18 protein-coding genes are annotated in these 22,602 nt (G+C 62.3%); 12 read left to right on the top strand and 6 right to left on the bottom strand.

Annotated features, from left to right (window positions below; all coding sequences use genetic code 11):
- Positions 1–112: 112 nt before the first annotated feature.
- Positions 113–1,333: an MFS transporter gene (locus AC25BC_RS10955; protein ID WP_012757681.1), complete on the top strand. Its 1,221-nt coding sequence runs from the start codon at positions 113–115 to the stop codon at positions 1,331–1,333.
- On the opposite strand, the gene dgcA is transcribed toward AC25BC_RS10955, so the two are convergent.
- Positions 1,285–2,268: an N-acetyl-D-Glu racemase DgcA gene (dgcA, locus tag AC25BC_RS10950; protein WP_012757680.1), complete on the bottom strand. Its 984-nt coding sequence runs from the start codon at positions 2,266–2,268 to the stop codon at positions 1,285–1,287. The genes AC25BC_RS10955 and dgcA overlap by 49 nt on opposite strands.
- A gap of 99 nt (positions 2,269–2,367) precedes the next feature.
- On the opposite strand from dgcA, the gene AC25BC_RS10945 reads away from it, so the two are divergent.
- From AC25BC_RS10945 to AC25BC_RS10925, 5 genes are all read left to right on the top strand, one after another.
- The gene (locus AC25BC_RS10945) at positions 2,368–3,537 is read left to right on the top strand and encodes an ABC transporter permease (RefSeq protein WP_197725657.1); all 1,170 of its coding nucleotides are present in this window, start codon (positions 2,368–2,370) and stop codon (positions 3,535–3,537) included.
- A 1-nt stretch (position 3,538) separates the two neighbouring features.
- A complete protein-coding gene (locus tag AC25BC_RS10940) occupies positions 3,539–4,384 on the top strand; it encodes an ABC transporter ATP-binding protein (RefSeq protein WP_011652197.1) in 846 nt (281 codons plus the stop codon).
- Between the two features lie 9 nt (positions 4,385–4,393).
- The gene (locus AC25BC_RS10935) at positions 4,394–5,764 is read left to right on the top strand and encodes an MlaD family protein (protein ID WP_128440214.1); all 1,371 of its coding nucleotides are present in this window, start codon (positions 4,394–4,396) and stop codon (positions 5,762–5,764) included.
- A 24-nt stretch (positions 5,765–5,788) separates the two neighbouring features.
- Positions 5,789–6,400 carry an ABC-type transport auxiliary lipoprotein family protein gene (locus tag AC25BC_RS10930; protein WP_012757677.1) on the top strand — a complete coding sequence of 204 codons (612 nt, stop codon included), beginning with the start codon at positions 5,789–5,791 and terminating at the stop codon, positions 6,398–6,400.
- A gap of 147 nt (positions 6,401–6,547) precedes the next feature.
- Positions 6,548–7,801: a sensor domain-containing diguanylate cyclase gene (locus AC25BC_RS10925; protein ID WP_017994236.1), complete on the top strand. Its 1,254-nt coding sequence runs from the start codon at positions 6,548–6,550 to the stop codon at positions 7,799–7,801.
- 112 nt (positions 7,802–7,913) lie between these two features.
- On the opposite strand, the gene AC25BC_RS10920 is transcribed toward AC25BC_RS10925, so the two are convergent.
- Positions 7,914–8,789: a D-alanyl-D-alanine carboxypeptidase family protein gene (locus tag AC25BC_RS10920; protein ID WP_017994235.1), complete on the bottom strand. Its 876-nt coding sequence runs from the start codon at positions 8,787–8,789 to the stop codon at positions 7,914–7,916.
- Between the two features lie 370 nt (positions 8,790–9,159).
- On the opposite strand from AC25BC_RS10920, the gene AC25BC_RS10915 reads away from it, so the two are divergent.
- Complete coding sequence (locus AC25BC_RS10915; RefSeq protein WP_017994234.1) at positions 9,160–9,909, top strand: aminoacyl--tRNA ligase-related protein; 750 nt, start codon at positions 9,160–9,162, stop codon at positions 9,907–9,909.
- Between the two features lie 55 nt (positions 9,910–9,964).
- Here the strand turns inward: AC25BC_RS10915 and AC25BC_RS10910 are convergent, their stop codons facing one another.
- Together AC25BC_RS10910 and AC25BC_RS10905 are read right to left on the bottom strand one after the other, a co-directional pair.
- Positions 9,965–10,525 carry a cysteine hydrolase family protein gene (locus tag AC25BC_RS10910; protein WP_012757673.1) on the bottom strand — a complete coding sequence of 187 codons (561 nt, stop codon included), beginning with the start codon at positions 10,523–10,525 and terminating at the stop codon, positions 9,965–9,967.
- Positions 10,526–10,616: 91 nt separating this feature from the next.
- Positions 10,617–17,612 (bottom strand): apolipoprotein A-IV repeat region-like domain-containing protein, encoded by a 6,996-nt coding sequence (locus tag AC25BC_RS10905; protein WP_012757672.1) that lies wholly within the window; start codon positions 17,610–17,612, stop codon positions 10,617–10,619.
- A 462-nt stretch (positions 17,613–18,074) separates the two neighbouring features.
- Between AC25BC_RS10905 and AC25BC_RS10900 the strand changes: the two genes are divergently transcribed.
- The gene (locus tag AC25BC_RS10900) at positions 18,075–18,458 is read left to right on the top strand and encodes an Hpt domain-containing protein (RefSeq protein WP_003540152.1); all 384 of its coding nucleotides are present in this window, start codon (positions 18,075–18,077) and stop codon (positions 18,456–18,458) included.
- Between the two features lie 259 nt (positions 18,459–18,717).
- Complete coding sequence (locus AC25BC_RS10895; protein WP_003540151.1) at positions 18,718–19,038, top strand: 2Fe-2S iron-sulfur cluster-binding protein; 321 nt, start codon at positions 18,718–18,720, stop codon at positions 19,036–19,038.
- Positions 19,039–19,356: 318 nt separating this feature from the next.
- On the opposite strand, the gene AC25BC_RS10890 is transcribed toward AC25BC_RS10895, so the two are convergent.
- Positions 19,357–19,983, bottom strand: coding sequence for a DUF922 domain-containing Zn-dependent protease (locus AC25BC_RS10890; protein WP_012757670.1), 627 nt, complete (start codon positions 19,981–19,983; stop codon positions 19,357–19,359).
- Between the two features lie 101 nt (positions 19,984–20,084).
- Here AC25BC_RS10890 and folP point away from each other — a divergent pair, with 101 nt between their 5' ends.
- From folP to folK, 3 genes are read left to right on the top strand one after another with little or no spacing between them, the layout of a single operon-like run.
- Positions 20,085–20,954, top strand: coding sequence for a dihydropteroate synthase (gene folP / locus AC25BC_RS10885; protein WP_029875473.1), 870 nt, complete (start codon positions 20,085–20,087; stop codon positions 20,952–20,954).
- Positions 20,951–21,316, top strand: coding sequence for a dihydroneopterin aldolase (folB, locus tag AC25BC_RS10880; protein WP_003540148.1), 366 nt, complete (start codon positions 20,951–20,953; stop codon positions 21,314–21,316). Before folP ends, folB begins: the two co-directional genes overlap by 4 nt.
- On the top strand, positions 21,309–21,827 hold the full coding sequence (gene folK / locus AC25BC_RS10875; RefSeq protein WP_171815717.1) for a 2-amino-4-hydroxy-6-hydroxymethyldihydropteridine diphosphokinase: 519 nt from the start codon (positions 21,309–21,311) through the stop codon (positions 21,825–21,827). The genes folB and folK overlap by 8 nt, the downstream gene beginning before the upstream one ends.
- 68 nt (positions 21,828–21,895) lie before the next feature.
- On the opposite strand, the gene AC25BC_RS10870 is transcribed toward folK, so the two are convergent.
- The gene (locus tag AC25BC_RS10870) at positions 21,896–22,447 is read right to left on the bottom strand and encodes a hypothetical protein (protein ID WP_003540146.1); all 552 of its coding nucleotides are present in this window, start codon (positions 22,445–22,447) and stop codon (positions 21,896–21,898) included.
- Positions 22,448–22,602 lie beyond the last annotated feature (155 nt).

Genomic DNA, 22,602 nt, shown 5'->3' with positions numbered 1-22,602 from the left:
CAGGCGACAGGCCCTATTTATTTTCTAAAACGTTTCAGAACGGCTATTTCTCGCAATAGTCGCCTCCAGGGTGGTGTGTTAGGACAACGTCCAGTTTCCTTCAGGTCCACCCATGATTCCCGCTCAAAATTCCCCGACGGGTGAGGGAGCGCCGCCGCGCTTCCGGCTTCTCAGTGCGCTTTCCTATTGTGCGCCGCTGCTCGTCAACGGCATCGTCCTGCCGTTCTTTCCCGTCTGGCTCGCAACCCATAGCTTTAGCGATCATGAGATCGGCATCATCCTTGCCATACCCATGGTGGTTCGCGTGCTGGTGGCGCCTGTCGTCGCCATGATCGCCGATCGATTGAAGGAGCGCGCCGACGTGCTGCTCTGGTCGGGCGGCCTTTCGCTGCTGACGGCGGTCGCGCTGTTCTGGACGACGACTTTCTGGCCGGTGACGATCGTCTATGCGCTGCAGGGCGCCACCTTCGCACCCTATGTGCCCGTCGTCGAATCGATCGTCATCTCGGGCGTGCGCCGCTGGGGGCTCGATTACGGGTCGATGCGCGTGTGGGGCTCCATCGCCTTTATCGTCTCGACGCTGGTCGGTGGCCAGATGATCAGCCGGTGGGGCGGCGGAATGGTGCTCGATGTCATGGTGTTCGGCTTTGTCATGACCGTTGTCATGGCGATCTTCTGTCCGCGCATCGGGCCAACGCGACGGCGGGGCCAGCCGATCAACATCCCAGCCGCTACCGGCAGTGGCCTGCGCGAGCCGCACCTGCTGCTGCTTTTGATCGGCGTTGCCATCCAGCAGTCGAGCCATGCGGTGCTGAACGCTTTTTCCTCGATCTACTGGCATCAGCTCGGCTTCTCCGGCACTGAGGTCGGCCTGCTCTGGAGCGCCGGCGTCGCCTCGGAAGTGACGGTGTTCTTCCTGTCGAAGCGTCTCAACCGTCGCTTCGATGCCTGGACGCTGATCCGCTTCGGCTGCGCCATCAGCGTCTGCCGCTGGATCCTGTTTCCGATGAATACCGGTTTTGCCGGTTTCTTCCTGCTGCAATGTTTCCACGGCTTCACCTATGCCTTCGTGCATACCGGCGTGCAGCGACGGATCATGGCGACGGTGCAGGAGACGCAGGAATCTTCGGCACAGGGCGCCTATTTCTTCTATGTCGGCATGGCGATGGCGCTGATGACCCTGGCGTCGGGTTATCTCTACGCCTGGCTCGGCGTCGTCAGCTATTACGTCATGGCGCTGGTCGCGTTTTCCGGCCTCGGCCTCGTCATCTTCGCCTATTACCTTCAGCCCCAAAGGGTGCTTTCCGGCGGAAAGACCAGCGAAGCGGCGTAGCGCAGGCCGGGATCGCGGTCGCGGGCAAGCAGCAGCGGACCGTCGAGATCGACGAAATCGGCATTCTGGGCGAGGAGAACGGCGGGCGCCATGGAAAGCGAGGTGCCGACCATGCAGCCGATCATGATACTGAATCCGAGCCGTTCGGCCTCGGCCTTCATCGACAGCGCCTCCGTCAGGCCGCCGGTCTTGTCGAGCTTGATGTTGATCGCGTCGTAGCGGTCGGCAAGGCTTGCGAGATCGCCGGTGTGGTGGACACTCTCATCGGCGCAGACGAGGAGCGGGCGGCGGATTTCGGCAAGCAGGCCATCGCGGCCGGCCGGCAGTGGCTGCTCGACGAGGGCGATGCCTGCTTCGGCGGCGATATGGAGATGACGCTCCAACACCGCTTCCGGCCAGCCCTCATTGGCGTCGAGAATGATGGCGGCATCGGGGGCGGCGGCGCGGACGGCGCGGATGCGGCTTTCATCGTCGCCGGTGCCGACCTTGACCTTCAGCAGGGCGCGGCCGGCATGCTCGCGCGCTTGGGCGGCCATCACCTCCGGTTCACCGAGCGAGATGGTGTAAGCGGTGGTGAGCGGCTGCGGAGCGGCAATGCCGAGGCGGGCGGCGACGCTGTCTCCTGTCTGTTTTGCCTGAAGGTCCCAGTGGGCACAATCGACGGCGTTGCGGGCCGCGCCCGGCGGCATGGCCGACAGCAGGTCATGGCGTGAAATGCCGGCCTCGATCAGCGGTCGCGCCGCCTCGATCTGGGCGAAAACGCTCTCCATGGTCTCGCCGTAGCGGCGGTAAGGCACGCATTCGCCGCGCCCCTGCGCACCCTCTTCGACAAGCGTGCAGGTGATGACCTCGGCTTCGGTCTTTGCCCCGCGGGAGATGGTGAAGGTCCCGGCAATCGGAAAGGAATTCATCTGGATATCGAGGGTACGCGGCATTATTGCTCTCCTGCAAGCATGGAAATTGCACGGTGCTTCTGTATATTGACGCGCCGGGCGAACGATCTGCTTCGCGATTCGGCAATGTCGCTGTAAGCCTTGAAAGACACAAGTATCTTGAACGCCGAGAATCGCAACGCCGCCTCCCTTGATGTGGACGACCAGGCTGATGGATCGGGACAGCGTGTGCGTCTTCAGGGCAATTGGCGCAGCGCCTACATCCATCTGGTGCTACGCGATTTCGAAAAGCTTTTGCAGAAGAAGACTGGCGACCTGACGGTAGACCTCTCGGATATTTCGGAGATCGACACCGCCGGCATCTGGCTGCTGTGCCGGCTGAAGAAGCAAGAAGAGGCGGGCGGGCGGACGGTTCGCTTCGAAGGCACCAACTCGCATATCGACGAAATGCTGGAGATGTTTTCCGAGGAGCCGACCAAGGTCGAGCCGGAGCAGACGGAGAAAGTCTCGCTTGCCGCGCGCATCTTCGCGCCGATCGGCAAAATGACCTACGAGGTCTGGGACAATTTCGCCGCCGCCATGTATATCCTTGGCTCGGCGGTGCGCGGCGCGCAGATGAAGTTCGGCCGCGGCAGCGGCGTTTCGCCGGCCTCGATCGTCAACCAGATCGACCATATGGGCGTTCGCGCCGTTCCGATCATCTTGCTGATGTCTTTCTTGATCGGGGCGATCATCGCCCAGCAGGGCGCCTTCCAGCTGCGCTACTTCGGTGCTGAGGTTTTCGTCGTCGATCTCGTCGGCATCCTGCAATTGCGCGAAATCGGCGTGCTTCTGACTTCGATCATGATCGCCGGCCGCTCGGGCAGCGCCATCACCGCCGAAATCGGTTCGATGAAGATGCGCGAAGAGATCGACGCGCTGAAGGTGATGGGGCTGAACCCGATCGGCGTGCTGATCTTTCCGCGGCTGGTGGCGCTGACCATTGCGCTGCCGCTTTTGACGGTGCTGGCGAATTTCGCTTCGCTCGGCGGTGCTGCCGCTGTCGCCTGGGGCTATTCCGGCATCACCTTCGCCAATTTCCTGTCGCGCCTCCACGAGGCGGTCACATTGTCGACGGTGCTGTCAGGCATGATCAAGGCGCCGTTCATGGCGCTGGTCATCGGCATCGTCGCCGCCGTCGAGGGGCTGAAGGTTGGCGGCAGCGCGGAATCGCTCGGCCAGCACGTGACGGCCGCGGTGGTGAAGGCGATTTTCGTCGTCATCCTGATGGACGGGCTTTTTGCGATGTTCTATGCAGCGATCGATTTCTAGGATGGCGGACCGCGTGGACGAGAAACCGATCGATATGGAAGACAAGGACGAAAGGGACATCGTGCTGTCGGCGCGCGACGTCACCGTCGGCTTCGGCTCCAAGGTCGTGCTCGACAATCTGAACCTCAATATCTACCGCGGCGAGATCCTCGGATTCGTCGGCGCGTCGGGCACGGGTAAATCGGTGCTGATGCGCACGGTGCTCCGGCTGCTGCCGCGCCGCTCCGGCACGATCAAGATCCTCGGCCAGGATTTCGACGAACTCGACGAGCCGCAGCGCAACGCCCTCGACATGCGGCTCGGCGTGTTGTTCCAGCAGGGGGCGCTGTTCTCGTCGCTGACGGTCAAGGAAAACATCCAGGTTCCGATGCGCGAATATCTCGACCTGCCGACCTCGCTGATGGACGAACTGGCGCATCTGAAGATCCGTATGGTCGGGCTTGCAGCCGATGCCGCCGACAAATATCCATCCGAACTGTCCGGCGGCATGATCAAGCGCGCAGCCCTTGCCCGCGCACTGTCACTCGATCCGGAACTCGTCTTCCTGGACGAGCCGACCTCCGGCCTCGACCCGATCGGTGCGGCCGAATTCGACGAACTGATCGCCAACCTGCGCGATAGTCTGGGATTGACCGTGTATATGGTCACGCACGACCTCGACAGCCTGTTTTCGGTCTGCGACCGTATTGCCGTGCTCGGAAAGAAGCGAGTAATGGTGGAAGGCACGATCGACGACATGCTGGCCTATGACGATCCGTGGGTGCAGGCCTATTTCAAGGGCAAACGCGCGCGGTCGATTGTGCCGCAGAACGATGCTGCCGCGCGGCACGACAGCAGCGGAAAGTGACCGGATAAGATGGAAACCAAAGCCAATTACACGATTGTCGGTTTTTTCACGGTGCTGGTGATCGCGGCTGCCTTCGGCTTCGTCTACTGGATGGCCGAATATGGCCGCGGCGGCCCGATGACGGAACTGATCGTGCGTATTCCGGGCTCGGCCAACGGCCTCAGCGTCGGCTCGCCGGTGCGCTTCAACGGCATCCAGATCGGCTCGGTGCAAACGCTGTCGATCGATGCCGACGATCCGCAATATTCGCTGGCCTTCACCCAGGTGCGCACCGATGCGCCGATCTACCCCTCGACCAAGGCCGCCCTTGAAATCCAGGGCTTGACCGGGGCTGCCTATATCGAACTCTCAGGCGGCCGCAAGGGCGAGGAAAGCATCCTCCAGCATGCGATCGACAACGGCAAACGCGCCGTCATCGTCGCCGACCAGTCGAGCGTCACCAATCTCCTGGCGACCGCAGACAAGATCCTCGATCGCGCTAATGACGCGGTCGGCGAACTTCAGGGTTTCATCGAAGATTCGCGTGGGCCGCTGACCGAGACTTTCAAGAATGCCGAGACGTTCTCCGATGCACTTGCCAAGAATTCCGGCAATATCGACGCCTTCCTGCAGAGCGTGGGTGAGCTCTCCAATACGGTGAAGGCGGTCTCCGGTCGTGTCGATTCGACGCTTCAAGCCGTCGAGTCGCTGGTCAAGGCAGTCGATGCGCAGAAGATCGATAACATCGTCTCCAATGCCGAGAAGATTACCGCCAATGTCGCCGATGCCTCAGGCGACCTCAAGGGCGCGATCCAGAAGTTCGACCAGACGGCCACCACCTTCAATGATTTCGGCAAGCAGGCGCAGGCGACACTCGACCGCGTCGATACGCTCGTTGCCCAGATCGACCCGGCGAAGGTGAAGGGCTCTGTCGACGATATCTCGCAGGCGACCAAGGATGCGCGCGCCGCCGTCGCCTCGATCCGCGAGGTCGCCAACACGGTTTCGGCGCGTCAGAAAGATATCGACCAGACGATCCAGGACGTGTCGCAGCTTTCCAACAAGCTGAATTCGGCCTCGACCCGCATCGACGGCATTCTCATCAAGGTCGATGCGCTGCTCGGCACCGACAATACGCAATCGCTGTTCACTGAAGCGCGCGACACGCTGGAATCCTTCAAGAAGGTCGCCGACAATCTCAATTCGCGGATCGGGCCGATCGCCGACAATCTGCAGAAATTCTCGAGCGGCGGCTTGCGCGACGTGCAGACTCTCGTCAACGACATGCGCGGGACCGTGAGCAATCTGAACGATACGATCACCAACTTCGACCGCAATCCGCAACGCCTGATCTTCGGCGGGGACACGGTGAAGCAATATGACGGCCGGACGCGGCGTTAACTGGGAAGTCAGGGGTAGCCTAATATGGTCGCATCGCATCTGTTGTCGCGCCGTTCTTGGATCAGGGGAACGGTGATCGCGCTGCCGCTGACGGCGCTGATCCTTTCGGGGTGCGGCACCGCGGCCAAGAACGACACCTATGACCTGCCCGCCGCCGTCGATGGCAGCGGACCCGCGGCCAAATCCCGCCAGATCCTGATCGCCAGCCCGACGGCGCTAAGGTCGCTCGACAGCGAGCAGATCGTCATCCGTGTTTCGCCTTCGGAAATCCAGTATCTCTCAAAGGCGCAGTGGGGCGACAAGCTGCCGCGCATAGTGCAGTCGAAGCTGGTGGAAGCTTTCGAGAACTCGGGCAAGCTCGGCGGCGTCGGCATGCCGGGGCAGGGGCTGGCGATCGACTACCAGATCGTCACCGATATCCGCTCCTTCGAGATCGATGCTTCGCGCGGCAACCAGGCGGTGGTCGAGATCTCCGCCAAGATCCTCAACGATCGCAACGGCTCGGTGCGCGCTCAGAAGGTGTTCCGCGCCATGGCGCCGGCCGGCGGCGACAATGACGGCTTCGTCAAAGGCCTCGACCGCGCCTTCTCCACGGTTGCCTCCGAAATCGTCACCTGGACGCTGCGCTCAATCTGAACTGGAATTCCCAGACCGCCCCTTGAATATCAGGGGTTGTCGATTCTGAAAAATATTTAACCCCATGGTATGCGGGCCGTCATCGTATTCAATTTCTTCATGAATTTATGGAACGCATCATGCAGTCCCTTTCAGGAGGAATGTTGCATGGTGGTTGCACGGGTCTTCGGGAAATCGTCATTGGAGGCGATCCAACGCGAAAATGATCGCCTGGCTGTGTTGCAGCAGCTCGATATCCTCGACACTCCGAGGGACGAGGGCTTCGAGCGGATCGTACGCCTGATAAAGGAGATCTTTTCCATCGACATCGGCATCGTGTCGCTGATCGATGCGCATCGGCAATGGTATAAGGCTTGCTCCGGCCTCGCGGGCGACGAGGTGTCGCGCGAAGACACGTTCTGCCGCTATGTCGTGGACTGTGAAAAGCCTATTGTCGTGCAAGACGCCACCAAGGATTCGCGGTTTTCACAACATCCTGCGGTGACGGGCGAGAACCATATCCGTTTTTATGCCGGCGTGCCGTTGAGAACAAAAGCCGGGCACATGATCGGAACGGTATGCGCGATCGACCGCAGGCCAAGATCGTTCGGCAACAGAGATCTCAGCATTCTCGAGGAGCTGGCGGGGGCTGCTATGGACCGCATCGAGCTCATGCAGTCGGCCGCGATCGACAGCCTCACCGAGGCGATGACGCGGCGCGCCTTCAAGCAGGAGGCAGATCAGCTCATTTCGCTCGCTTTGCGGCACAAGCACGACCTATCGTGTATCGTCTTCGATATCGACCATTTCAAGAAGGTGAACGATACGCATGGGCATGCGGCCGGAGATGAGGTCCTCAAGGCGGTCGCATCGACCTGCAAGACGACCCTTCGAGCCGGCGATCTGTTCGGCCGTCTTGGCGGGGAGGAATTTGCCGTCATCCTGCCGCATGTCGATCGGGAGGGTGCTGCCGCGGTCGCCGAGAAACTCAGAGCCGCCGTCGCTTCTCACATCATACGCGGCGATCATGGCGCCCTGACCGTCACAGCCAGCTTCGGAACTTCTGCACTCTCGATTGTCAGCAAGGAGATCGAGACCCTGCTGGCTCAAGCGGATGCGGCGATGTATCAGGCCAAGCATGGCGGACGGAATCGTTGCGTGTCGTGGAGTTCGATCCACGCCGATCACGCCATTGGGGCTCGACGGCGGGTGCTGAAGGCGGGTTCGATCCTGTTCAACGATCGACGCTCGACCATCGACTGCACCGTCAAATCCATTGGATCGGAGAGCGCCGGCATTTCAGTCTCCAATACATCAGGCATTCCTTCGGAATTCGTCCTGGCCATCAAAGGCGAAGGATTCGAAACGAATTGCAAGGTGATCGCGCAAGACCGGCAGCATCTGGAAGTGGCCTTCAGATAACCCGTCAGAGCGCCGTGCGTCTTTTCGGACGTATAAAGGACGCTCTCACTCTTTGAATCTACGCATCGGGCCGACGCGCTAGCGACCTTTCGGCAGGTCTCCGCTGGTCGATCTACTTCGTCGGCTGCGAATCCGTCATCGTCGCGCCTGGCTGGCTGACCGGTGTCGTGGAAGCTGTGGCGGTCGATGACGACTGCAGAGTACTGTCCAGCAGGCTTGCCATCTTGTCGTCGCGTATGCTCGCGGTCTTTTCGCCCATGACGACGCCGACCACGCGGCGGCCATCCTTCAATGCCGATGTCACGACATTGTAGCCCGATGCATCGGTGTAGCCGGTCTTGATGCCGTCGACGCCGTCATAGCGATACATGAGGTTGTTGTGGCCGCGCAGCTTCATGCCGCGGAACTGGAAGCCGCGCATAGAGAAGAGCTTGAACTCCTCGGGGAAGTCCCGCATCAGCGAAACGCCGAGCGTCGCCATATCACGCGCCGTGGTGACCTGCTCCGGATCGGGAAGCCCCGACGGATTCTTGAAGACCGTATCCTTCATGCCGAGCTGGTGTGCCTTGTCGGTCATTGCCTTGGCGAAAACCTGTTCAGAGCCGCCAAGCTGTTCTGCGATCGCCACAGCCGCATCATTGGCGGAGAGCACGACAATTCCTTCGACCGCTTCGCGCAGCGTCACCTTGCGGCCGGCACCGACAGCAAGCTTGAAGGGCTCCTTGCTCTCGGCATTTTCCGACATGGTGAGCTTCTGGTCCCAGTTGAGACGTCCGTCATGCAGGGCCTCGAAGGCGAGATAGAGCGTCATCATCTTGGTCAGCGACGCCGGATAGTTCAGATCGTCCTGATTGGAGCCTTCGAGGACCTGACCGGACTGCACATCAACGACGAAGCTTGCCTGACCTGCCTGGGCCAGAGTGAAGGCGCCCATCAGGAAAACGGAGGAGAGCGCGGTGGCAAGGAGCCGGGATGTCGTCTTGGTCATCAATGTTGCTGTCTCGATCGTTTGGATGGTGGAGTGAGCTATTCGCTTTAATGTGAGCGGATCAGAAAAGTTTGTGACGGAATGAAGGACAGGGGGCAATAAAAAAGGGTCATCCACAGCTGATTCCTTTTGTCTCACCCTCTTCGGTTTTGACAATGATGCGCACGGCTCGTAGAAAACTCGCCATGAGCATGAAGCGCGCGTCTTTCTCTCGTCATATCAGCACCTGCCTGCAGGTCGCGATCGTGCGCGCTCTTGGCGGGCGAGGTCTTCGCGTCCTGCTGTGACGTCAGGGCGCTCCGCGTCCGGCGCGCTGCTGGACGTAAAGCCCCTCACCACGTCAATCAAGGTTGCCAGGGAGACAGGCACCGTGCTCAATATTTATCATGTCAATTCGCTCGTCCATTGGGAGGAGCGCGAGATCCAGCTGCGCGATCATATGATCGGCTTCTTCTCGCAAGAGGTCCGCAGCTTCCTCAGATCCGTCAATCCAGCCTGGGATGTCAGGAGGGTCGAGGCGCCGGCGTTGATGCCGCGGTCGCTGGTTTCAAGCGCCTATTCGAACGCCGATATCTGGGTCCAGGAACAGCTCTCCACCAGCGAGACCGCGCTGGTGCTGAGACCGGAGACCACGCCGTCGACCTACATCTACATGCAGCATATTCTCGGCAATCATTCGAAGACATGGTTGCCGCTCTGCGTCTGGCAGGCCGGCAGATCCTATCGTCGCGAGCAGGAGCAGCCGACCAAACACATGCGGCTGAAGGAATTCTGGCAGCTCGAATTCCAATGCGCCTTCACGGCCGACAGCGGCAACGACTATCACGCCGCCTGCCTCGAGCCGGTCCGCCGGATGATCGCATCGCTGATCCATCTGCCGACCCGGATCGTGCCCTCCGACCGGCTGCCGGCCTATTCGGAGGTGACTGTCGATATCGAGGTCGACAATGGCGACAAATGGATGGAGGTCTGCTCGATCTCCCGACGCACGGATTTTCCGCAGCGCTACCGGTCGCAGCCGAGGAAGGGAGCGGCCGTCGACCACGACGTGCTGGTGCTTGAGATCGCCATCGGCCTCGATCGGTGCGTCTACAACTGGAATATAGCGGCCGATCGGTGAGATATCGGAACCCGGGGCCGCCAAACGGTCCCGGGTTCCCATGTGGTCCGAAAATTTAGGAAAAGTCGATCTCGGCAGCGGGGCGGATTTCTACCGTCGCCTTGCCCGCATCGAAACCATCGAGTGTTTCATTGTGATGGGCAATGATCTCGGAGAAGGCTAAGGTCGCCGTGTCGCTGGTCGTGTGACCATCGGCAATCAACGTCACATCATATCCGAGCGACACGGCTCGCCTGACTGTCGTGTCGACGCAGAATTGGGACATGCATCCACCCACGACGAGGTGAGTGACCGATCGTTCGCCCAGGCGTTCTCCAAGATCGGTCTCGAAGAAGGAGTCGGCGCTTTTCTTGCGCACAACGACCTCGGCCTGCCTCGGCGCGATCTCGTCGCGTAGCGCCCAACCTGGCGTGCCGACAGCCAATCGATGGCCGCTGTCGCCGTCATGCTGAACGAGTACGATCGGCGCGCCCGCCTGCCGAGCTTTTTCCTGTAGCGCGGCCAGCCGTGCGACGGTCTGGTCGAGTGCGGCATCGACTTGGGGCTGCCGCTCTGGCGAGGCTTTGCCGGAGAGGATGGCATTCTGGACGTCGATGATCACGAGGGCTTTGGTCATTTCGGGCGAAGTTTCCGTGGCTGGATGGCGAAAGCCGCCTGACACATGTTCAAGCGGCTTTCCCGGGTAATTCCAGTTCAGATCAGCGAGTTCAGCCGAGCCTGCCTGCGGCATGAGCGAGCATGGTGTAGACCTTGCCCGTGTCCGAGGTGAGGTAGGACTGCGTCACCGTCCGGTTCGGGTCGGTGCGGGCGACGTCGGCGAGCAGCTTTTCGAAATCACCGATGTAGCGGTCGACGGCGGTGCGGAACTCCGGTTCGCGGTCGTATTTGCGCTTGATCTCGTCGAAGGTCTGCTGGCCCTTCAGCGTGTAGAGGCGGCGGGTGAAGACGTCGCGCTCGCCGCGCTGGTAACGGCGCCAGAGATCGACCGAGGCGTCGTGATCGATGGCGCGGGCGATATCGACCGAGAGCGAGTTCAGCGATTCGACGACGTGGCGCGGATTGCGGCTGTCGTTGCTGCGCGCGGCCGGCGCGGCAGTTTCCGCCGGGCGGGCAGGAACACGGGCGGCCGCGGCCTCGTCGGCGGCGTCCTCACGCGATGCGCCACGCAGGAGATCGCTGATCCAGCCGCCGCTTTCCGGACGAGCCGGCTCTTGGCGACCTGTTTCCGGGCGGCCTGTTTCCTGGCGAGCGGGGGCAGGCTGCGGCGCGGCGCGCTGGGGGGCGGCAGCCGGCGCAGACGGTGCGATCGCTCCGCGCAGACCTGTCGCTTCGATCGGCGGCGGTGCTGCCGGCTGCGGCGGCTGGGCTGCGACCGGCTGGGCAGGACGCGGGGCCGGCTGCACCTGAGCGAGTGTGCGGGCGACGGGCTCGGAGATCTCGAGCTGCTGGCTGGAGCGGCCGACCAGCTGGGAGATATCCTGCAGCGCCTTGATCTGCTCGGCGACGGCCCGGCGCATGGCCGAGGCGCTTTCCTTGGCTTCCTCGGGAAGATCGAAGGCGCCGCGCTTCAGTTCGGCGCGGGTGGCGTCAAGCTCGTTGCGGATGTCGGCCGCAGAGCGACGGATATCCTCGGTGGCGCCGGAGAAGCGGCCGACGGCATCATCGATCGCCTCGCGCAGCGCTTCCCGCATGTGCTGGGCGGCGCCGTCTGAGGCGCGGCCAGCTTCGCCGAGCATGCGATCGACTTCCGACAGCGAGGCGGTGAGACCGCCGCGAATGCGATTGGAGAGATCGCCGGAGCGGCGCTCGACATTGGCGAAGGTGCCGTCGATCGTCGTATTGGCCTCGTCGCCGGCGCGGGTGATCGCCTCGCGCATCGTCTCTGCCGCTTCCTGGGCACGCTTCTCGGTTTCGGTGAGAATGCGGCCGATATCGGCGAAGGAGGACTGCACGCCCTGGCGCAAATTGCCGGTAACCTGGTTGGAGCGTTGCTCTGCCCGCTCGAACACGGTCTCGATCATGCTGCCGAGGCCTTGCATGGTCTTTTCGATCTCGGCCGAGCGCGAGACGAGGCCGACCGAGAGCGTCTGCAGCGCGCTCTCGCGTTCCTCGAGCGTCGAGGCGAGGTTGGACTGGGCGGCGCCGAGAAGCTGCGAAGCCTGGGTCAGAACCTTGGAGTGTTCGTCGAAGCGGCCGATGATGCCGCCGACCTGTGCCAGCGTCTGGCCCGAAATGTCGGAGAGGCGGTCGACCTTGCCTTCGAGAAGCCTGGTCGAGGCGGAGACCATTTCAGCGGCCTTGGTGGCGGAGTCGGCAAAGCGCGTGGTGGTATCGCCGAGACGACCGTCGACGCTGGTCAGTTGCTCGGCGGCGCGGTTCATCATCATCGCCATCGCCGCGCTGCTTTCCGACATGCGCTCGACGAGGCCGTTGACGTTGCCGACCAGGCTGTTCTCGATGGCGCTGACGGCATTGGCGACATTCTCGGTGCGGGCGGCAACGGCGCTGGCGAGCGCTTCGTTTTCGGCGCGCAGGCGGTCGGCGCTGAGGTTCGCCGCGGCGGTGATGCGGGCGGCGGCCTGCTCGCCGGCATCGGTGTAGCGGTCGATGATCGGGCGGGCCGTTTCGTCGAGGATGCGCGTCAATTCGACCGAACGGCCTGATAGCATCGAGTTGAGGTCGCGGGTGCGCTCCTCGAGCGTCGAGCGGATCGAGTTGCCGCGCGCTTCGAGCGCCCGGTCGATTTCGGAGAACGTCGTATCGATCTCGCGGGCACGCTCTTCAAGGTTGGTGCGAATGGCGCTGCTGCGTGCTTCCAGCGAGCGATCGACATCCGCCATGGTGGCGGAAATCTCGGTGCCGGCGCCCGACAGGGTCGAGCGGATGGCATTGCCGCGTGTCTCCAGAGACTGGCCGGCATCCGACAGCACCTTGGAGATGGCATTGACCTGCGTGCCGACGATGGTCTCGGCCTCGGCGACCTTGTTGACGATGGCGTTACCGGCTTCCGAGAAGGTCTGGGCAACGGCAGCGGCCTGGCTTGCCAGCCGATTCTGAGCTTCGGCGACGCGGGTGACGATCTGTGACGAGCGCTCATCCATGGTGCGGGTGAATTCGTCGCTTTTCACATTGAGATCCTCGGCGAATTGCTGGCCGGTCTTGCCAAGCAGTTCGGTGGTTCTCGTCGCTTCGCCTTCCATTCCCTGGGCCGCGTCGGCAACTGCGCTGCGCAGCGTCGAGGCGAGACCGGCGGCCTTGCCTTCGATGGTGCGATTGACGGCATCGAGGCCGACAGTCAACGCACGGTCCATGGTGGAGAGGCGTTCCTCGATGCGTTCATTGCCGCGGTCGAGCGTTTCGGCGAGGCTCGCGGTGCGGCCATCGATGGCGCCGGTCAGGCTGGTGGTGCGGCTGTCCAGCGTCTCGGCCAGATTGGCGGTGCGGCTGTCGATCGCCTGAGTGAGGTTTGCGGCACTGCCTTCGAGCGTCGCCGAGATGCGCTGTGTGGCGTCGTTGCTGAGCGCGCCGATACGGGAGACGCCGTCGGCAAGCACGCCGGACAGTTGGCCGCTGGCCGCTTCGACCTTTTCGGCAACGCCGCCGACGCCGTCGCGGATGCGGGTCTCGATCGCCGCAAGGCCGGCTTCCACACGCGATCCGGTTTCTTCAAAACGGCCCGTCAGGCTTTCGACCGACCGATCGAGATGGGTGGACAAATCCTGGGTGGAGCTCGAAATCGCACGTGCCGCCTCCTGGAAGCGACCGGCGATCTGGCCGGCGCCGGCATGCATGCGATCTTCCAATGTCTGGGCGCCGGCATCGATCGCCTGGCGGATCGCCGCTTCACGGTGCTCCAGTGACAATTCGAGCATGCCGACGCTTGTCGCCACCGAGGTGCCGATGCTGGTCGCCTGTTCGGCCAGCGTATCGCTGATCAGCGCATGGGCCTGGTTCAGCGATAGGTCGATGGCGTTGGCGCGGTCTTCGAGCGTCGTGCGGATGCGCTCATGGGCAGAGGCGAGCCCGCCCTCGATGCGCGCTGCGGCCTCGTCGGCGAGGCCTCCGAGCCGTGTATGTGCATCGGTCAGACGGCCTTCGATGCGGCCGGTCAAGCCGCCGACGAGATCCTCGAAGCGGGCGCCGCCGGTATCGAGAACGCCTGAGAGGGCGGCGCTATGTTCGGAAAGCGCATTTTCGAGCCGCTGCTGATTGTCAGTATAGGCGGTGCGGATTGCATCGGTCTTGTCGGAGAAGGCGCCGGCGACTCGGGCTTCGGCACCGGAGACGGCCTCCATGATGGCGTTGCTGCGGGCTTCGAGCACACTGTCGAAGCGGCTCTGGTTATCGTCGAGCGAAATGGCGAGCGCCATGGTCTTTTCATCGAGCGTATCGGTGAGCCGATCGTGGGTTGCCGTTACGGCGCCGATGATCGCGGCGGTGCGGTGGCCCAAGGCCTCCTCGAGGCGAGCCTGGCCTTCGGTTAGCGAGGCGGCGAGGGCGGCGGCCTTCTGGTCGAGCACTCCGTTCAGGCCGACATGCGTGCCGGAAACCGCATTGGTGATCGCCTCGGCGCCTGTTGTCAGCGTCTCCTCAAGACGGCTCTGGCTCTCGTTCAGCGAAATGGCAAGCGCCATCGCCCGATCGTCGAGTGTCTCGGACAGGCGGTCGTGAGTGGCGGAGACCGCATTGAGTAAGGATTCCGAGCGGCTCTCCAGGGTGTCCTGCAGGCGGCTCTGGCCCTCGTTCAGGGAGGCGGCGATCGCCGTCGCCTTTTCGTCGAGCGTTTCCGAGAGTCGGTCGTGCGTGCCGGACACGGCCTTGAGGAAGGCTTCAGAGCGTGCTTCCAGCGTGTCTTCGATCCGCGACTGGCTCTCATTGAGCGAGATGGCGAGCGTCATCGCCTTCTCGTCCAGCGTCTCGGACAGGCGGTCATGGGTGCCGGAGACCGCATTCAGCAGGGCTGCCGAGCGGGTTTCCAGCGTGTCTTCGATACGCGTCTGGGTTTCGTTGAGCGAGATGGCGAGGGCCATCGCCTTTTCGTCCAGCGTCTCGGAGAGGCGATCATGGGTGCTGGAGACGGCGTTCAGCAGCGCTGCGGAGCGGGTTTCGAGCGTATTCTCGATCCGGGCATGGCCTTCGCTGAGCGAGGTGGCAAAAGCTGCCGCCTTGCCGTCCAGAGTCTCCGAGAGACGATCATGGGTGCCGGAGACGGCGTTCAGCAGCGCCGCGGAGCGGGTTTCCAGCGTATCCTCGATACGGGCCTGGCCCTCGTTCAAGGAAATGGCGAGCGCCATCGCCTTTTCGTCGAGCGTTTCGGCAAGACGGTCGCGCGTGCCGGATACAGTGTTCAGCAGTGCCTCGGCGCGCGTTCCAAGCGCATCCTCGATGCGGGCATGGCGCTCGTCGAGCGAGGTCGTAAGGGCCGCCGCCTTGCTGTCCAGCGTTTCCGACAGGCGATCATGCGTGCCGGACACGGCGTTGAGGAAGGCCTCGGAGCGGGTCTCGAGCGTGTCCTCGATGCGAGCCTGGCTCTCGTTCAAGGAAATGGCGAGCGCCATCGCCTTTTCGTCGAGCGTCTCGGCAAGACGGTCATGGGTGCCGGAGACGGCATTGATGATGGCGTCGGAGCGGGTCGTCAGCGCTTCCTCGAAGCGGCCGTGATGGGTGGTGAGCGCCTCGAGCAATGCGCCGCCGCGCTCTGCCATGACGCTGTCGATACGGCCGTGGGCCGTGCCGAGCGCCTCGCTGATTTCGGCCGCACGGGCGGTAAGCACGCCGCTCAGCTCCTCGGCGCGACCGCCGAAGGCAGAGGTGACCTGTTCGGTGCCAGCGGCAACGGCAGTCGTCAGATCGGTGGTGGTGGTGCGCAGCGCGTCGCGGAATTCGGCCGAGCGTGTCTGAAGGTTGTTCTGCAGCTCGGAGGTGCCCGATGCGAGCGTCAGCGCGATGTCAGACGTAGCGCTCTGCAGCGCCGAGGTCAGTTCGCCGGTGCGGCTGGTGAGGGCTGTGGTGATTTCGTCCGCGCGGCTGCCGAGCGTGCTTTCCAGGACTTCGTGGCCGGTGGCGAGGGCGGTGGCGAGCGCCAGCGACTGGTCTGATATCGACGAACCAAGGCGGTCGATACCGGAATTCAGGATGCCGTCGATCGAATCCGAGCCGCCGGTCAGCGTCTCGTTGATACGAGCGAGGCTCTCCATCAGCTTGGTGTCGAGCGAGCCGGTGCGCTTGTCGAAGGCGCTGGTGAATTCGGAGACGCGTTCGTCGAAGGCGGTCGACAGCTGGGCGACGGTCGTCTGCAGCCGCTCCTCGAAGAAGCCGGAGCGCACGTCGAGATCCATGACGGCATCGTCGGCGGTGGTCTGCAGGCTCTGGCGGAAGCTTGCGCCCTTTTCATCGAGCGCGCTGTTCAGCTTCGACAACACGTCGTCAAGCGTGCCGCCGATGGTGCGTTCGCCTGACGTCAGGCTCTCATTGATCTCGCGGGTGCGGGCGATCAGGATCTCGTTGAGCTGGTGCGTGCGCTCATTCAGCGCCGCATTCAGCTTTTCGGTGCTGCTGTCCATGGTCGAGGCGCGCGTCTCGAACTGGCTGAGCAGCCTTTCGCCATGGTCGTTGAGATTGACGGAGAGGGCTTCGAGGCGGTTGTCGAATTCGGTGGCCAGCGCAAAACCCGATGCGTTCAGGGTCTGCAGCAGGGTATCGGTCTTGGCAGCGAGCAGGCTGCCCATCGACTGCAGGGCGCTGTCCGACTTTTCCAGGATCGTGGCGGCGCGTGTATCGATCAGCGAGGCGAAGGCTTCGCCAGATGTGGCAAGCCGCACCGCGATCTCTTCGGTCGCAAGCGACAGCTCTTCCTTCAACTGGTCGTGCACGCTGCCGATCGAGGTGCGGATACGGTCGGCATGGTTGACGATCGCCTCGCGCTCGGAGCCGAGTTCGTGGACGAGACCGCGAACGCGCAACTCGTTGTCGGCGTAAGAACGTTCAAGCGCATTGACTTCGGAATGGACGAGCGTTTCCAGCTCGGAGGCACGCGCGATGGTGCGCTCGATGCCTTCATTCATGGCCGAGACCTCACGGCGCACGGCCTGGCCGACGGTCATGATGCGCTCGGAGGCGATGGTTTCCGGCTCTGCCAGGCGCAATGCCACCTCTGCCATGGAACGGGCGGCGTTGCGCATGTCCTGGGCGCGGGAGATCATGATGGCAAAGGCATAGAACATCATCACGGGAATGATGATGCCGACGAGGCCGGCGATGACGCCGGGCAGGGCGACGAGATCGGCGAGCGAACGAATCTGCCAGATCTGCGGAGCATAAAGCAGCGACATCAGGCCGAGGCCGGCCATGACCCAAAGCACGGAAAACAGCGTGGCGGTGCGCACCGCCGAGCGGCTGGAGGCGCCGTCAAAGGATTTCAGGATCGAGGCGGGCGTATTGCGGCTGGCATCGTTGGCGGGGGCGAAGGCCGGAGCCCTGGAAGTCTGCTCGCCGGCGGCACCGCGGCGGCTGCGGCGCTGCGCTTCTTCCTGGGCCTGCTGGTTACGCGCATTTACTGGATCAGACACATTAGCCTCCGGGGCCTGGGGCGCGTCGCCGCGGCGAGACGGTACGTTATCCTTGCTAAAGTCGATCTGGAGCGCCTCGTCCAATGCCTTGAACGCCTTGTCCTCAATTGACTCGTTATATTTGTTGTTCGCCATTCGGTTATGCCTCGTTACTGTCAGCCAGTCCGACAGCGCTTCCTGGGCTTCCGCCTCACCCGGGAACAACTTTGCCGTTCCAGCCTTCCATCCCAACGAAGGACGGATAAGCATGTCATTTCAGAGTAGATAGCCGCTTTTTCAAACGGAAGGTATCAAAACACTACCATTATCCACTCGCTCGGCAAAGGCGCGTACCACAAACCCGCTCCACCAGTATCGTAGTGACACATCTGGGCTCTTCACACAATTAATGAAGGCTTGAGATTCATGGCGCGTTAACCCTTTGTTAACACCTTTGAATCCCAGGCGCGGCTCAAAAGCCAATAGTTTAGGGATATTTAACGGATGTTAACCATATGGCGAGATTTCCGCCCTGACTGTGCCGGAATTTAACGTGATGGCCACCCTCCTGTCGCAGAACTGTTGCAACTGCGGACGACAGAGACGGGAGAATTGGCAATGGCAGCCCAGATGGCAGCATTGAACATCGTATTCGAGGCGCCTGATAATGCAAAGGGACCGTGTCCCTCGAAGGTCCGGCCGATCGATCTGGTCCATCTCGCAAAGCAGACGATGGGCGACAAGACACTGGAACTCGAAGTCCTTCAGATGTTTGCGCGCCAGGCTCGCGCATGCCTGCAGGATATTGCCAGCGGCGAAACCATCCGTATCGGCGCAGCCGCGCATCGGCTGAAGGGCGCGGCAAGCTCGGTCGGCGCGTTCCGCGTGTCGCAGACGGCGGAAGCCGTCGAGGAAAACGGCGGCGATGCCGGCGCGACGGCAGCGCTCGGTGCCGCCGTCATCGACGCCGAGAATTTCATTCTGAAGCTCTGCCGCGGCTGACTCCAAGTTTTTATCTGACGCATGTTGTTGTGCCAAAACCGCTGCGCACTTTTGGGCGACGTGCATAAGATACCGTTCGAACGAGGCCCGTTGTTCCATTGCGGAACCGCGGGTCTTTTTGCGACGTTCTTTATGACGCTTTGAAGACGGCGGGCGAAGGGCCGATCTGCGAGGCTGTCGCGGATTTCCCAATGTTGACTGATGCGTCGAATTGTCGGAAGAAAATCCGCCCACCCACTGAAGACCGGAAATAGTCCTGATGCCAAAACTTACCATCGTCGCCTTCGACGGCACGCGCTTCGACCTCGACGTCGACCAAGGCTCCACCGTGATGGAGAATGCCGTGCGCAATTCGGTGCCCGGCATCGAGGCCGAATGCGGCGGCGCCTGCGCCTGCGCGACCTGTCATGTCTATGTCGACGAGGAGTGGACGGAGAAGGTCGGCCAGCCGGAAGCGATGGAAGAGGACATGCTCGACTTCGCCTTCGATGTGCGCCCGACCTCGCGGCTGTCCTGTCAGATCCGGATGAAGGCTGTCTATGACGGGCTCGTGGTGCACGTGCCGGAACGCCAGGCCTGAAGCGCGCTGCGCTTCAAACGTCGTCGAAAAATTCGATACCAAAAAAAAGACGCCTCGCGCGCTAGAGCGAGCGAGGCGAGGCGGGCGCATTACCTACGGATGAGGGAGGAACATCCGCGGCTTCGGAACGCGCCAGGAGAACCCAGCGATGAAAGTGCAGATGCCGTACCTGAACTTTCGAATGTGTTCATATTAACGCGTTCCGGTTGAGTCTGCCAGGATGAAAAATGACCAGTGAATCGCTGGGGAGGGTGCAAGTTTCGCACAAGTTTCGTTATTCAGCTAAGGGTTTCCGCTCGCAACCAGACTGAAAAAGCCTTATTTTGCGCCGGCTCGACCGTTGATTCGATTGTTCAGCAACCTCAGCATCCGCTTCTGGAAATTGACCGCCTCGACCCGGTCGAATCGCGCCTGCTGCTGGTCGTGCTCCTCTATACCGCGAGCTGATTCGCCGGAGACGAGTTCCTGCATGGCTTCGCAGCTGCGCTGCTGCGGCAGCGCCCGGATGGCGCGCTCCATGGCGCGGGCCTGGTCGCGGGCGATCTCGGCATGGCGCTCCTCGTGGCGCTTGATATCGCTCGACAGCGCGTCCCAGATCATCGACAGCTCCTTGCTGGCGCCCTTGCGACTGCTCCAGCGCGGCAGGATGATCTGGGTGTGGACCGTGACCTTGACGTTACCGACGCGGCAGCGCCCGTTATTCTGAATATAGGTTGCCTCGCCGCCGAAGCGGATCTTCGTAGCGCCGGGGTGGCGTGCCGAGGAACCGCTCGCCGTCGGGCCGCGCCGGCTGAGTTCGCGGTCGAGCTCATCCGCGCTTTTGCCGCGAATGTCGAAATAGGAATAGCTTTTCGATGCGATCACTTCGGCTGCCGACGGGCTGCAAAGGGAAAGAGCAATGGAAAAGGCGATAGGAACGACCATATAACGCACTGCAAGCGGCATTCTGAACGCAACCCGTGTTGAAATCGACAGGAGCTTGGGGCATAGCCACCCCAAGCGCAATATCAGATGGCGCTTTTTTCGTCATCAATGGGATAAGTCTGGTGACAGGGCTCGAAGGCATCATATGGCGTGTCGGCCATGGCCGGGAGATCGAACTCGGGCGTCGTTCGGTGATCATGGCGATCATCAACGTGACGCCGGACTCCTTCTCCGACGGCGGACGCTTTGAAACCGTCGATGCGGCGGTCGAACAGGCGTTGCGGGCGGTAAGCGAGGGTGCCGGGATTGTCGATATCGGCGGCGAATCGACCCGGCCGAACGCTGCAACCGTCAGCCCTTCCGAGGAGCAGGCGCGCGTGCTGCCCGTCATCGAGGCGCTGCGCGGGCGCACCCAGGCGCTAATCTCGATCGACACCTATCGCGCCGAGACGGCGCGGCTTGCAATCAGTGCCGGCGCCCATATCGTCAACGACGTCTTCGGGCTGCAAAGGGAGCCCGATATCGCCGATATTGCTGCGGTGACCGGAGCCGGGCTCTGCATCATGCATACCGGCCGCGACAGGGTAAAACTCGTCGATGTGATTGCCGATCAGGTGCATTTCCTCGAACGGTCGCTTGCGATCGCCGCTGCATCAGGCGTCAACCGCGACCGCATCGTGCTCGATCCGGGCTTCGGCTTCGCCAAGGAGACGGCGGAGGAGAACCTGGAGCTGATGGCGCGGTTTTCCGAACTTTCCCGTTTCGGCCTGCCGCTGCTCGCCGGCACGTCGCGCAAGCGCTTCCTCGGCACGGTGACGGGGCGTGAGGCGCAGGGGCGGGATGCAGCGACGGCTGCGACCAGCGCGCTGCTCAGACTTCAAGGGGCTGCGGTTTTCCGCGTGCACAATGTCGCAATCAACAGGGATGCGCTCGATATCGCCGATGCTATGCTTAATGCGCGCCAGGAATTCGAGAGGAAGCGGCCGACATGACCACCTACACGATCACGCTGCAGAACTGCGCCTTCTTCGCGCGCCACGGCGTGCATGACGAGGAGGAATTCCTCGGCCAGCGTTTCTTCGTCGATGCCGAGCTCGATGTTGTCGCCGGCGAGGCGCTGGAAAGCGATTCGATCAACGATACCGTCAATTACGGCATCGCCTTTACGGTGATCGAGCAGATCGTCACCGGCAAGCGGCGCTACCTGATCGAGTCCCTGGCGCTCGATATCGCCAAGGGGCTCTGCGAGACATTCCCGCAGATCCGGCGGGCGAAGATCACGGTGCGCAAGCCGAACGCGCCGGTGCCCGGCGTGCTCGATTTCGTGCAGGTGAGCGTTGAGCACTTTGCCTGAGGCCGCATTGCAATCCGCCACACTCGGTCTCGGCGGCAATATCGGCGACCCTGTGAAGGCGATGGCCGCGGCACTGCAGAGGCTCAACGGACGGGACGACTGCCGGGTTACGGCGGTCTCGCGGCTCTATCGCACGCCGCCCTGGGGCAAGACCGACCAATCGTTCTTCTTCAATGCCTGCGCTGCCGTCGAGACCAGGCTGAAGCCGGAGGCTTTGCTCGATGTCTGCCTGTCGATCGAACGCGAGATGAAACGCGAGCGCATCGAGCGCTGGGGTCCGCGCACGCTCGATATCGACGTGCTGACCTATGGCGACGTGATCCAGGACGCGCCGCGGCTGGAACTGCCGCATCCGCGCATGACCGATCGCGGTTTCGTGCTGATGCCGCTTGCCGACATCGCGCCGGGTCTCCTGGTCAGGGGCAGGGCGGTGAGTGACTGGCTGTCGGATGCCGAGGTGGCCGGCATCGAGATTGCCGACGATAGTCGCGACTGGTGGCTGAGCGCCTGAAGCAGGGAAACTGAAACGGAAAACGGCGGGAACCCCGCCGCTTCAGGAAAATCCGCTGTGCGATTTGTCTACTGGATGGAACCCACGGCCATCTCGTCGACCTGGCGGGTCAGCGTCAGGCCGATCACCGGGATCATCTGGCTTTCGACCTTGACCGAAACGGTGACGTTCATCGTCTTGTCATCGCGCACGCGGGCAATCATCGCACCATTCAGCTTGGCGCGGTTGATGCCGACGACGACGGTATCCTCGCTGACGGCGCCGGAGACGACGTCAAGGCCCTTGCCGGCGGCGCCGTCGAGGAATTTGCCCTTGTAGCTCGAGCCCGACTGAGAGATGACGGCGGTCATCGGCTGCTTGAAGACGCCGACGCGGCAGGTGCCGTCGAGCTTGATGCCGGCGCTGCTGTCGCCGGTGGGCTCACCGATCAGGTTGCAGGTGAATTTCGTGCCCTTGTACTTGCCGGCGACGATTTCACCAGGCCCCTTCCAGGAGCCGGCGACGGAATCGAAGAAGGCCTTGTCACGGGTTGCAGCGGTGGCTGCCGGTGCGACATCTGCGACGGGAGACAATGCCGCGGCGGCCAGGCCGCATACGATGAGAAACTTGCGCGAATACATGGATTTTCCTTGGCAAACACCACTCACGAACTGGCTGCAAGTTTTGCCGAAGAATGGTTAATCCTTCCTTTCGATTGTGCCGAAATGCAAGGTAGTACAGGGTTTTCGCGCGGTGATGGTTTTAAAATCCCGTCACTAGAGCCTTGAATCTGCTG

Source organism: Rhizobium sp. WSM409 (assembly GCF_057653825.1).
The sequence above is the reverse complement of the archived record's forward strand: the minus strand, read 5'-3'. Positions and strand labels throughout refer to the sequence as shown.